Source organism: Xanthomonas sp. D-99, from assembly GCF_017746145.1.
Classification (GTDB): Bacteria; Pseudomonadota; Gammaproteobacteria; order Xanthomonadales; family Xanthomonadaceae; genus Xanthomonas; species Xanthomonas cissicola.
Window position 1 is genome coordinate 46,929 of record NZ_JAGHWU010000007.1, and the last position, 11,780, is coordinate 58,708.

Sequence of the window (11,780 nt, forward strand, 5' to 3'; positions counted from 1 at the left end):
AAAGCCCCACGTTTCTGCCCGCTCCCTGAGTGGTCGTAGTTGCCGGGCACCAGCCATGGAGCACCACCCATGTTCATGCACAACAAGCGTTTGATGTACACCGTTCGCGTCGCCCAGCCCAATCCGGATCTGGCGACGTTGATGCTGGAACAGTTCGGCGGACCGCAGGGCGAACTCGCCGCTGCAATGCGCTATTTCACTCAGGCACTGGGCGAAGACGATCCGGGCCGCAAGGATCTGCTGTTCGACATCGCCACCGAAGAGATCAGCCATCTCGAAATCATCGGCTCGATCATCGCCATGCTCAACAAGGGGCCCAAGGCGGTGCTCTCCGAGGGCATGGAAGAAGCCATGGAGATGCGCAACATGACCCAGAACAGCACCAGCCATACCCAGCAGATTCTGTATGGCGGCGGCCCGGCATTGGTCAATTCCAGCGGCGTGCCGTGGACGGCGGCGTACGTCGACAGCATTGGCTGCCCGACGGCCGACATGCGCTCCAACATCGCGGCCGAAGCGCGTGCGAAGCTGGTGTATGAGCGCCTGATCAACGTCACAGACGATCCGGGCATCGTGGATGCGCTGCGTTTCTTGATGACGCGCGAAGTGGCGCACCAGAAATCGTTCGAAAAAGCCTTGTACTCGATCGGGCCGAACTTCCCGCCGGGCAAGTTGCCGGGCGACCCGCGCTTCACCGACAAGTACTACAACACCTCGCAGGGCGAGGGCGACACGATCGGCCCCTGGAATGCCGGCGAGCAGTGGGAGGTGGTGGCAGACCGCGAGGCGCAGGCCGCCGTCGATGGTGGCGACGGCTCTGCCACGGTTGCGCTGGATGCTACGCAGACCGCGGCATTGGATGCCATGTCCGAACGCCTGCTCTCCAATCCCGAGCTGGACCGCGTCACCGGTGCGGATCTGGGTGCAGGCCCGGGTGCCGGTTCCACTACCGGCGATATCCAGCGTTAAACCCGATGGGTGCAGTTGCACCCGTCACCAGCCCGGGGCCATCACGCTCCGGGCTTTTTCATTGCACTGCACAGGAGTTGGCATGAACGAAAAATCCAGACTCGACACGCACGATGAACGTCAATCCGCTTATCGCGGCAACGGTCCAGACGCATCGGTGGATGGCCGGGGCCGCAACGATCCATCGGCGGTCCAGACCCACGACGCACAGCCGCCGCGTGACGGCGCGCCGGAAGCGTTGCATCAACGCGGTCATGGCCGCGGCGGCAGCTTGGGCGAAGGCGAACCCGACGGTCACCCGGAACGCGATGGCAGCACCCAACCCAACTTCGGCCAGAGCGGCACTTACGGCAAGCAGCAGCACATCGACGCGCAGCAACGCGCGCTGGATGACAGCGCTGAGGACACCCAGAACAATTGAGCGATCGCGTACTTGCCGGCGGTCTATGATCTGTTCGTGGCGTGCTGGCCACCAAGCGGCAATCCCGATCCATCAGCACTACCGAAACGATGAAGGGGCCCGCTGGGCCCCTTCTTTTTGGCTGCGTGACGCGCGCGCTCACACCCGTGCGATCCGCGCCGAGGCCGCTTCGCTCGCCCACTCCGGCCGCACGCCTGCTGCAGCGGCGCAGCGTTCCAGCCGCCAGGGCATGAGATGGCGCATGGCTTCTGCGCCGCCCATGTGCAGCCACTTGCTCAGGTCGGCGTCGAGACACAGCGGCCGGTAGGTGGGCATAGCCGCCGATGAGGCAACGAGCAACGAGAACCCCATCTGCAGGCGTCCGCCGATGTCCATCACGTTGCGCAATCCGGCGGCATGCACCGCACTGCCATCCTGGCTCAACCAGGTCGCGGCAGTGGTGCCGTCTGCCGATGCAGTGCAGACGAAACCGCACAGCGGAATGGCGCAGCGTTGGGTTTCCCAGATGGCCAGATCCACGCCACCCAATCCCCCGGGCTCCTGCAAATGGATCGAGCGCTGCTGCCCCGGTGCGCGGCGACCGAAAGTCGCGCGCTCCTCGCGTTTGCCGCCACGGTCGGCGACCAGGATGTCGGCATCGGCGCCCACGCCGACCTCGACCCAGGCATTGCTCGCCACGCGGGCGGACAACTGAAGAATGCGCGTAATCATGACTACTCCACTGTGTGCATCTCGATGACCTCAGTGGTTACGCACAATGCGCGCCAACTTTTTGACTTTGGCAAAGGTCGGCGCTGCAAGAGTTTCACGCAGCTTCAGTTGCGCAACACGCACGGCGAAAGCCGAATAGGCCGCAGGATCTGCACCATCGCGCAGTATTTTCCGTGGGCTGTGCGTGTATAGCGCAACGCGAGTTTGTCAGATGCACAAGTACGTGCAGCAGAGTTTGCTGTGAGAGAACCGCACGCAATGCACACGCGTCTTGCATGCGGTACAGCGCTCTTTCACTAGCGGTCTGGATGGTTGCGCACGTCTTCATCGTCGCTCAGGCCGCATGCCCGGCACTCAGACCTGCGCATCGCAGCGTGTGTCGGGCTGTGCATGTGCACACACTGCGCTCCAACGGCCATGTCCCTGCAGCCCCAACGCCTTGCGATCCAACTCACCCGTTCTCCGGATTGAGCGGCAGCTGGATTTCGCATTCCAGGCGCGTATCGCTGAGCTCGTAGCGCGTCTGCGCGCCATGGCTGTACGGCAACGCCTTTTCGATCAGCCGGCGGCCGAAGCCGCTGACGTCATCACGGTCGTTGTGCAGCTGATTACTGCCGCCTTCTTCGATCCACAACAGCTTGAGGCGCGCAGGCGTATCGCTGCCGGAGACGACCTCCCAGCGGATCGACAAGGTGCCGGTGTCCACCGCCAGGGCGCCGTGCTTGAGTGCGTTGGTCGCCAGTTCGTGCAGCGCCAATGCCAGCGTCTGCACGGTGGATTTGCGCAGCGCCACGTTCGGGCCTTCCACCACGATGCGTTTTTGATCCGGCTCTGCCCCCAACGCATCCAGCTCCATACGCAGCAAGGCGCCGATGGTGGTGGGCATATTGTCCGATTGCGACAGCAGCACCTGCACCCGCGACAACGCCGCGAGCCGGTCGTCGAACTTGACTGCGAACTCGGGCATGCTCTGGGTGGTCTGCACGGTCTGTCTGGCCACCGACTGCACCACCGTGATCAGGTTGCGCGTGCGGTGCTGCAATTCGGCCACCAAGACGCGCTGTTCTTCCTGCAGGCGACGCAGGTTGTCCGATTCGGTGCAGGTGCCCAGCCATTCCAGCACCTGGCCGCGTTCGTCGCGTACCGGAGCGCTGCGGGTATGAAACCAGCGATAGCCTTGTTCGGCCGCATTGAACAGGCGGTGTTCGATATCCAGCCCGCCGCTGGACGCACTCCCCAGCCAGGCATTCATGGTTAGCTCGCGATCGTCCGGGTGCACCGCCTGCAACCAGCCCAGCTCCAGGCTATCGGCATCGCTCTGGCTGGTGTAGCTGGACCATTGCGGGCTGGACCAGGTCCAGCGGCCGCCATCGAGCGAGCGCCACACCAGCTGCGGGATGCCTTCCATCAAGGTGCGCAGGCGTTGCTCGCTACCGCGTAGCGCACGCTCGGCGCGCGTGAGCGGGGTGACGTCCATGAAGGTCAGCACCGCGCCACCGATGAAATTGTCCACGGTGCGATACGGCAGCACGCGCACCATGTAGCGCGCACGCGTGGTGGGGTTTTCGACCTCGCGATCGAGCACCGCCAGGGTGCGGATCACCCGCCGCGCATCATCCTGCAGTTCGTCGTAATCCACATGCAGCTTGATGTGGCTGATCGGGCGCTGGATGTCGCTTTCCACCAGCGGCAGGATGTCGGTGACGGCCGGGGTGAAATTGGTGACGCGCAATTCGTTGTCGAGGAAGATGGTGGCGATCTGGGTACTTTCCAGCAGGTTTTTCAGATCGCTGTTGGCATGCGCCAGCTCTTGCACGCGATGGGCCAGTTCGCCGTTGACGGTGGTCACTTCCTCGTTGACCGATTGCAGCTCTTCCTTGGAGGTTTCCAGCTCCTCGTTGGCGCTCTGCAGTTCTTCGTTGAGCGACTGGTATTCCTCGTTGGAAGACTTGAGCTCTTCGTTGGTGCTCTCCAGCTCTTCGATCATCGATTGCAGGCGCTCGCGGGTGATGCGCAGCTCGTTCTCCAGCACCTGCACATGACCATCGTCGTGCACGCTGTCGTCTGGTGCGGGTAGCTCCACCGGTTCGCGCGCTTCCACTTCCTGGAACAGCACCACGTAGCCGCGCGGCACTTCCGAGTCGGCGGTCGGTTCGACGAACAGGTTCACCGCCCAGGTCGCCGCGTCTTCGTGCACCTGGATGCCCTTGACGTGCACCGGCGAGCGGTCGCGTTCGGCGCGGCTGAGCGCGCTGCGCAAGTCCAGGCGCAAATCGCGATGGATCAGGTTGAGCAGGTTGAGACTGGGCGTGCCGCCGCCAGGGCGGATGAAGCGCCCGGCCTGCGAGGAGAAATGCAGCACCTCGAATTGCTCGTCCAGCACCGCATACGCTGGCGCGTAACGGTCGGCGATGCGCTCCCCAGCGCGTACCAGTGCGTTGCTGGGGCTACGCTGCTGTACCGGCGGGGCAGGCGCCCTGCCGGCAACTGCAATTTGCATGGTCGGAAAGGTTGCGTGCACGTTGCTGTCGGCATCGATGCGTTGGAAGACCCGAAAGCTCCGCTCCACCGGGGTAAACAATTGCGCGTGCCGCGAGACGTTTTCGGCATTGCCCAGGAACAGATAACCGCCCGGACGGATGGCGAAATGAAAGATCGGGATGACCCGATTCTGCAATTCGGCATCCAGATAGATCAGCAGATTGCGGCACGACACCATATCCAGCCGCGAAAATGGCGGATCCTTGACGATGCTGTGCTGGGAAAACACGCACAGCTCGCGCAACTCCTTGCTCACCACATAGGTGTCGCCTTCCTTGACGAACCAGCGCCGCAGCCGTTCGGGCGCAACTTCACCGACGATGCTGGAGGCATAGCGCCCCACCCGCGCAGTGGCCAGTGCGCGCCCGTCGATATCGCTGGCGAAGATCTGGATACGTGGCGCGGTGTCCAGGGTTTCGGCGTGTTCGCGCAGCAGCATCGCCAGCGAATAGGCCTCTTCGCCCGTCGAGCAGCCCAGCACCCACACCCGCAGGCTGTCCCCGGTGTGCTTGCCCTGAAATAGCCGCGGAATCACCTGTTGCTCGAGGAATTCGAACTCGCGACGGTCGCGAAAGAACTTGGTCACGCCGATCAGCAGGTCGTTGAACAGCTGCAACGGCTCGTCGAAACGATTGCGCAACACCTCCAGATACTGCTCCAGCGTTTCCACCTGCGCGACCTGCATGCGTCGTTGCACGCGGCGCAGGAAGGTGGCGCGTTTGTAGCCATGAAAATCGTGGCCGGTGGTATTGCGCAGGATGGCGGCGACCTGGCTGAGCTTGTCGCTCTCGTTGCCATTGCGCACACCCTTTGGCTCCGGGTGACCGAAGCCATGGTGGCGTTGCATGTGCGCGGCGATACGCGCAGCGACTTGTGGCAGCGGCAGGATGTCGTCGGTGATGGCGGCCGGGTTGCTGGCGCTGCGCAGGTCCAGCCCATGCAGTGCGGCATCGTCCACGGCCAGCGCCAGACCGCCGCACTCGCGGATCGCCGCGGTCCCCAGCGTGCCGTCGCCATCGAAGCGCCCCATGATCAGGCCGATCACATTGCCGTCCTGATCGTGCGCCATCGAGACGAAGAAGCTGTCGATCAGCCCGTGGTCGCTCTCGCCCCCCGGCAAGGCGCGCAGGCGGATGCGGCCTTCTTCCAGCGTGACGACCGTATCGGCCGGCGGCAGATAGAAGCGCCCCGGTTGCAGCCGGTCGCCATCACCGGGCACCGACAGCAGGGTGGCCTGCCTGCCAAGCAGTTCGCGCAGACGCGCCTGGTCCAATAACTGGCGGTCGCGCAGCAGCAGCATGATGGCCAGATTCGAAGCGCCAGCAATCGCATCGAGCAATTCTGCCAGGCGATCGGCGTCCATGCCGGCGGCGCCCACGCCGAGCACGAATAAGGGCGGCTGCGTGTTCGCATCCGTGGCGATGTCGTTGGTGGAGGTTTCGTCGTCGGTCATGGCGGCACTATCGTCGCAGCGCCGGGTTCAAGCGCAATCGGCAATGATCGCGTAAAGCACGGCGGACTGCCATGCGGCACGCACTCCCCTCACGTGCGCACATTGCAGAGACCGGTCTTGGAAGCGTCTGCTTACGCGCCGCGTTAACCTGCCTTGCGAGCACCATGCTTGCGCGCGCTGTCTGAAACGCCGCTGCTCTGGAGCCTGTCATGTACGACACTGCACTCATCGGCCGCCGCATTCTTGTTGTCGAGGACGATTACCTGCTGGCCGAATCGCTCAACGACTTGTTGGTGGAAGCCGGCGTCAGCGTCGTTGGACCGGTCGGCAATGTACCCGACGCGCTCTCGCTGGTCGCGTCGGGTCAGGCCATCGATGGCGCCTTGCTGGATGTCAACGTGCGCGGCCAGGCGGTGTTTCCGGTCGCCGATGCATTGATGGAGCGCGGCGTGCCGTTTTCGTTCTGCTCCGGCTACGACCGCTATACGCTGCCGCAGCGCTTTGCGCATTTGTCGTACTGCATGAAGCCCTATAACCCGCGCACGATCACCAGCTTGCTCAGCCACCAGAGCGAGACGGCCAGTCACTGATCGGCGCAGGCGGGCTGGGCGTTATCGCCCGGTTCCACGCCGGGCTGCTGCAGGGCGCGCTCTTGCTCGCCAAGCTGGTTGAGCAGTTCGACGGCGGACTGATGCGCCGTGCGCAGCGTTTCCAGTGGCTTGGACGTTTCGTTGCGCAACGCATACAAGGCAAAGCCCATCACGTTGAGACGGTTGCGCAATTGGTGCAGCAACTCGCGCCGCTGCCCACGCGGTGCGTCGCTCACTCCGCATCCTTGTCGCTGAGCCGGTTATGCAAGGTGCGCACGCTGATGCCCAGTTCGCGCGCGGCGGCCTTTTTGTTGAAGCGCGTACGCGCCAGTGCCGATTCGATCATCGCGTCTTCCGCCTGGCGCATGGTCCAGCCGGCAGGAATGAGCAAGCCGTCCTGATCGGCCTGCGGCACGGTCTGCTCCACCTCCGGAGCGCTCAACAGATCGCCATCGGAGCGCAGATACAGATAGTGGATAAACGAGCGCAGCTCGCGCACGTTGCCCGGCCAGGCGTGGTAGGCCAGGTAGCGCAGCAGCGATTTGGTCGGCAACTTGCGTCTGCCGTATTTGGCGTTGAGCTCGTCGATCACGCGCAAGCCAAGCAGGCGCGCATCGCCGCGGCGCTCGCGCAGCGGCGGCACCTGGATCGGGTATTCGTTGAGACGGTAGAACAGGTCTTCGCGCAGCACCGCCTGCTCGCGCTGCACGTGCTGATGGGTGGCTGCCACCACGCGCGCATCCAGTGCGATTTCCTCGTTGCCGCCCACGCGCATGAAGCTGCGCGATTCGATCGCCCGCAGCAGATACACCTGCAGCCGCTTGGGCATCTCGCCGATCTCATCCAGGAACAGCGTGCCGCCTGCGGCCTGCTCCAGGAACCCGGCATGCCGACGGTCGGCGCCGGTGAAGCTACCGCGCTCGTGGCCGAACAACTGGCTGGCCAGCAACTCTTCCGGAATGGCCCCGCAATTGACCGGTACGAAGCGGCCGCGGCGACCGGACACACGGTGGATGGCGCGCGCCACCAGATCCTTGCCGGTGCCGGTTTCGCCGGTCACCAGTACATTCAGATCGGTCGGCGCCACGCGCACGATGTCCTTGCGCAGCATCACGATGCTGTCGCTGTTGCCGACGATGCCCAGGTTGCCCTGTTGCGCTTCGCGCAGTCCCCCGAGCACCCGCTCCAGGCGTTCGGGCGCGAACGGCTTGGTCAAGAATTCGCTAACCCCGAACTGCTGCGCGCGGCCCTGGGTTTCGCGCGCGTAATCGCCCGAGACCACAACGATCTGCGGGGTGTGGTCCGGGTCGAGCCGTTCGATCAGATCGAAGCCGCTGCCGTCTGGCAGGCCAACATCCACCACCAACAGGTCGGGAAAGTTGCTGTCCAGCCAGCGGCTGGCTTCGCCAAGGGTGTGAATGCCCTTGGCATGGAAGCCGCTATCGGTGGCAAGTTCAACCACCTGATCGCAGAACTCCACGTCGTCGTCGATGATGGCGCAGGAAAGACGGTCCATGAGCGCTTCTGTCCGCAATGACTGATACATGTTCAGTTGAGAATTGTGACGGCCGCGCGAAATGCGATGACACACCACATCGGAAATTGCCTGCTGCTGTCACGCTCTGTGAATGGTGCGGCGCTCTTCCCCCAGTCGAGCCCGCCCTGATGGCTGTGGGCGAAGTACGCATGGAAGCGCTCGATTGCGCCAGTGCCAAGCGTCACGCTCTGGGTGGGTCGCCGTATCGAGAATGTCGAAACGCCAAGGAGTGCAAGGTTTGCCGCGGCAGTCGCGCCAGTCCAACGACGGGTGCCGTCTCGATCGAGCGCTGGCTGAGCTCGCTTGCGTGCCTGCATCGGGGCCAGGATATCAGCCGGGGCTGACGTAAGCCGACGCCACCATGGCGCCGCATGAACCCGTCAGGAAGCCGCATTGGGCCTGCTGGGTTACCCACAGCCTACGCACCGCCCGTGGAGAGGGCGTGCACAACGCGCTCACGCCTTCCTTCCAGGGTGCGGCGAACACTCGCCCGATCCAGCGAGTGAGGTGTCCCATGCACGCAATCTCGGCGCCCGTGCAGGCCGATGTGCAAACCGAATTGGATTACTGGCGTGGCGAGCACCGCCGAGGCCAACTTGGCTATTACGCATTCGACGGCGTTCCCGAAGGCACGATCCGGGCAGTCTGCGCGGCATACAACGCGCGCCCCAACCTGACCGATGCAGACGCGATCAAGGCCGTGCGCGATGCGCTGTGCCTCACCCCTGGCTCGATGAATGCCGTGCTCGCCGATTGGCTGGCGCCGCGTTGCCTGCGTCACCTACGCCAAAGATGATGTGCCCATAGGTTGGGCTCGCTTGATTGGTGCGGTGCACGCCTGCCGTGATCGCGGCGGGGTTCTAGGGAAAGGCAAGATGTCCCACGGTGCGCTAGGTCAATCTTTTCCGCGCGTGATGGGCGCACGCTTGTTGTTGGCAACACGTGCCGGCACGCGGTGGTCTTTCGCTGCCACGTTCCGCCGCTGGCGCGCCCTGCAGGTGCCAGCGGCGCCTGCCCGGCCGGCACCCCGTCCCGCGGCCCCTGTGTCGGCACTGCCGTGCCCGACCAGGCGTTAGGAGAGACCTGTGGAAGCGCTGCTGCTGTCCCGTATCCAGTTCGCCTTCGTCATTTCGTTCCATGTGTTGTTTCCGGCCTTCACCATTGGCCTGGCCAACCTGCTCGGTTTTCTGGAATGGCGTTGGCTGCGCACGCACGACGAGACCTGGAAGCGGCTGTACTTTTTCTGGCTGCGCATCTTTGCGGTGTCGTTCGGCATGGGTGTGGTCAGCGGCATCGTCATGGCCTTCCAGTTCGGCGCCAACTGGCCCGAGCTGAGCCGCATTGCCGGTAGTGTGATCGGCCCGCTGCTGAGCTATGAGGTGCTCACTGCGTTCTTCCTGGAAGCCAGCTTCCTGGGGGTGATGCTGTTCGGCTGGGGCCGGGTTTCCGAACGCCTGCATTTCTTCGCCACCTGCATGGTGGCGATCGGCACGCTGGTGTCCACGTTCTGGATCTTGTCGTCCAACAGCTGGCTGCACACCCCGCGTGGCTACGCGATGGTCAACGGCATCGTGCAACCGGTCAGCTGGCTGCAGATCATCTTCAACCCGTCGTTTCCGTATCGTCTGGTGCACATGGCCCTGGGCTCGTTCATCACCACCTGCTTCGTGGTTGGCGGCGTCGGCGCTTACTACCTGCGCAAAGGGCTGCATGTGGATGCCGGCGCCCGCATGTTGCGCTTGTCGGTGGCATTTGCCGCCATCGTGCTGCCGATCCAGATACTGGTGGGCGACCAGCACGGGCTCAACACACTGGAACATCAGCCACTCAAGGTCGCCGCGATGGAGGCGCACTGGCACAGCGAAGGCCATGGTGCCGGCGTGCCGCTGGTGGTGTTTGCGCTGCCCAATGCAGAAGCCGAGCGCAACGACTATGAGGTGGCCATCCCGCGCCTGGGTAGCCTGATCCTGACCCACAGCGCAGACGGCGACATTACGCCGCTGACGTCGGTGCCGCGCGATCAACGGCCGCCGGTGGCGCCGGTGTTCTTTGCCTTCCGCATCATGGTGGGTCTGGGGATGGCGATGCTGTTGCTGGCGTGGATCTCGGCCATTGCATGGTGGCGTGGGCGCCTGCATGCCAGGCCGCTGATCCTGGCATGGAACCTCATGCTGCCGGCTGGATTCATGGCGCTGGTGGCCGGCTGGTTCGTCACCGAGATCGGGCGCCAGCCGTGGGTGGTGTACGGGCTGTTGCGTACTGCCGATGCGGTGGGCCCGCAATCGACTGCGACAGTGGCGGTATCGCTGCTGGTGTATCTGCTGGGCTACGCATTCGTGTTCGGCTTCGGCATCTTTTATCTGACCAAGCTGGTACGCGCCGGGCCGCAACCCAGCCGCGACGGGCCGGATGTGGCCGGTGGCGACCACACGCCGGCACGCCCGCTGTCTGCAGCAGAGACGTCACTGGAACAGGAGAACACGCCATGGAACTGAGTTACTGGTTGCCGGTGGTGTGGTTTGGCGTGATCGGTTTCGGCGTGCTGATGTACGTGGTGCTGGACGGCTTCGTGCTCGGGCTGGGCATGCTGGCGCCGTTCGCGCGCGACGAACAGGAAGTGGACCTGATGATGAACACCGCCGCGCCCATCTGGGACGGCAACGAAACCTGGCTGGTGCTTGGCGGCGCCGGTCTGTTCGCTGCGTTTCCCACGGCGTATGCGGTGATCCTGTCCGGCCTGTACCTACCGGTGCTGTTGATGGTGATGGCGCTGGTGTTTCGTGGGGTGGCGTTCGAATTCCGTTTCAAGGCACAGCGCTCGCGGCGGCTGTGGACCGTGTCGTTCATTGCCGGCTCGATCCTGACCGCTTTCGCACAAGGCATCATCCTCGGCGCGCTGGTGGAAGGCATGCCGCTTATCAACGGGCGCTATACCGGCGGCGTGTTCGGCTGGTTCAGCCCGTTCACCATTCTCACCGGTGCTGCGCTGGTATTCGGTTACGCACTGCTTGGCAGCACCTGGCTGATCCTCAAGACCGATGGGCGCACCCACACCTTGGCGCGGCAGCTGACCAAGCCGCTGGTGGGCGTGGTGGTGACCTTCCTCGTGCTGGTCAGCGCGTGGCTGCCGTTCCTGAGCTCGCATGTGATGGCGCGCTGGTTCGAGCACGGCAATTTCTGGTGGCTGTCGCCGATTCCGCTGATGACCGCAGGCGTGGCGCTTGCGCTATGGCGCAGCAGCGACAGCTCGCGCAGCGACGCATGGCCCTTCCTGTTGACCCTGGCGATCTTCGTGTTGGGCTTCATCGGCCTGGTGTTGGGCATGTGGCCGTATCTGGTGCCGCCGAGTTACACCATCTGGCAGGCGGCCTCGCCGCCCTCCTCGCAAATCTTCCCGATGGTGGGCCTGGTGGTACTGCTGCCGCTGGTGCTCGGCTATACGGTGTGGTCGTACCGTGTGTTCCGCGGCAAGATCGCCGCCGATGTGGGCTATCACCATCACCACTAGGGAAGGTCTGATCAACTCACCGCAGATGCGCGACACTATCGCCTTATGTA

10 protein-coding genes and 1 pseudogene are annotated in these 11,780 nt (G+C 64.0%); 6 read left to right on the forward strand and 5 right to left on the reverse strand.

From position 1 onward, the window contains the following. Positions 1-69: 69 nt before the first annotated feature. Together J7360_RS03890 and J7360_RS03895 are read left to right on the forward strand one after the other, a co-directional pair. Positions 70-969: a manganese catalase family protein gene (locus tag J7360_RS03890; RefSeq protein WP_042805823.1), complete on the forward strand. Its 900-nt coding sequence runs from the start codon at positions 70-72 to the stop codon at positions 967-969. Between the two features lie 82 nt (positions 970-1,051). Then, entirely contained in the window at positions 1,052-1,390 is a 339-nt protein-coding gene (locus tag J7360_RS03895; RefSeq protein WP_057659144.1) for a hypothetical protein, read from the forward strand. Positions 1,391-1,528: 138 nt separating this feature from the next. Here the strand turns inward: J7360_RS03895 and J7360_RS03900 are convergent, their stop codons facing one another. From J7360_RS03900 to J7360_RS03910, 3 genes and pseudogenes are all read right to left on the reverse strand, one after another. Continuing rightward, positions 1,529-2,101, reverse strand: a complete 573-nt coding sequence (locus J7360_RS03900; RefSeq protein WP_057659142.1) for a hypothetical protein — start codon at positions 2,099-2,101, stop codon at positions 1,529-1,531. A 30-nt stretch (positions 2,102-2,131) separates the two neighbouring features. Continuing rightward, a pseudogene (locus J7360_RS03905) lies at positions 2,132-2,330 on the reverse strand (hypothetical protein). 222 nt (positions 2,331-2,552) lie between these two features. Next, a complete protein-coding gene (locus J7360_RS03910; RefSeq protein WP_209033301.1) occupies positions 2,553-6,095 on the reverse strand; it encodes a CheR family methyltransferase in 3,543 nt (1,180 codons plus the stop codon). A gap of 209 nt (positions 6,096-6,304) precedes the next feature. On the opposite strand from J7360_RS03910, the gene J7360_RS03915 reads away from it, so the two are divergent. Next, entirely contained in the window at positions 6,305-6,685 is a 381-nt protein-coding gene (locus J7360_RS03915; protein ID WP_007965127.1) for a response regulator, read from the forward strand. Here the strand turns inward: J7360_RS03915 and J7360_RS03920 are convergent. Together J7360_RS03920 and J7360_RS03925 are read right to left on the reverse strand one after the other, a co-directional pair. Further along, positions 6,679-6,921: a hypothetical protein gene (locus tag J7360_RS03920; RefSeq protein ID WP_042805821.1), complete on the reverse strand. Its 243-nt coding sequence runs from the start codon at positions 6,919-6,921 to the stop codon at positions 6,679-6,681. The genes J7360_RS03915 and J7360_RS03920 overlap by 7 nt on opposite strands. Further along, complete coding sequence (locus J7360_RS03925) at positions 6,918-8,201, reverse strand: sigma-54 dependent transcriptional regulator (protein ID WP_033481013.1); 1,284 nt, start codon at positions 8,199-8,201, stop codon at positions 6,918-6,920. Before J7360_RS03925 ends, J7360_RS03920 begins: the two co-directional genes overlap by 4 nt. Positions 8,202-8,736: 535 nt before the next feature. On the opposite strand from J7360_RS03925, the gene J7360_RS03930 reads away from it, so the two are divergent. From J7360_RS03930 to cydB, 3 genes are all read left to right on the forward strand, one after another. Beyond that, entirely contained in the window at positions 8,737-9,018 is a 282-nt protein-coding gene (locus tag J7360_RS03930; protein WP_057659139.1) for a hypothetical protein, read from the forward strand. Positions 9,019-9,307: 289 nt separating this feature from the next. Further along, entirely contained in the window at positions 9,308-10,717 is a 1,410-nt protein-coding gene (locus tag J7360_RS03935; protein WP_209033303.1) for a cytochrome ubiquinol oxidase subunit I, read from the forward strand. Next, positions 10,708-11,730, forward strand: coding sequence for a cytochrome d ubiquinol oxidase subunit II (gene cydB / locus J7360_RS03940; protein ID WP_007969742.1), 1,023 nt, complete (start codon positions 10,708-10,710; stop codon positions 11,728-11,730). Before J7360_RS03935 ends, cydB begins: the two co-directional genes overlap by 10 nt. Positions 11,731-11,780: the final 50 nt, after the last annotated feature.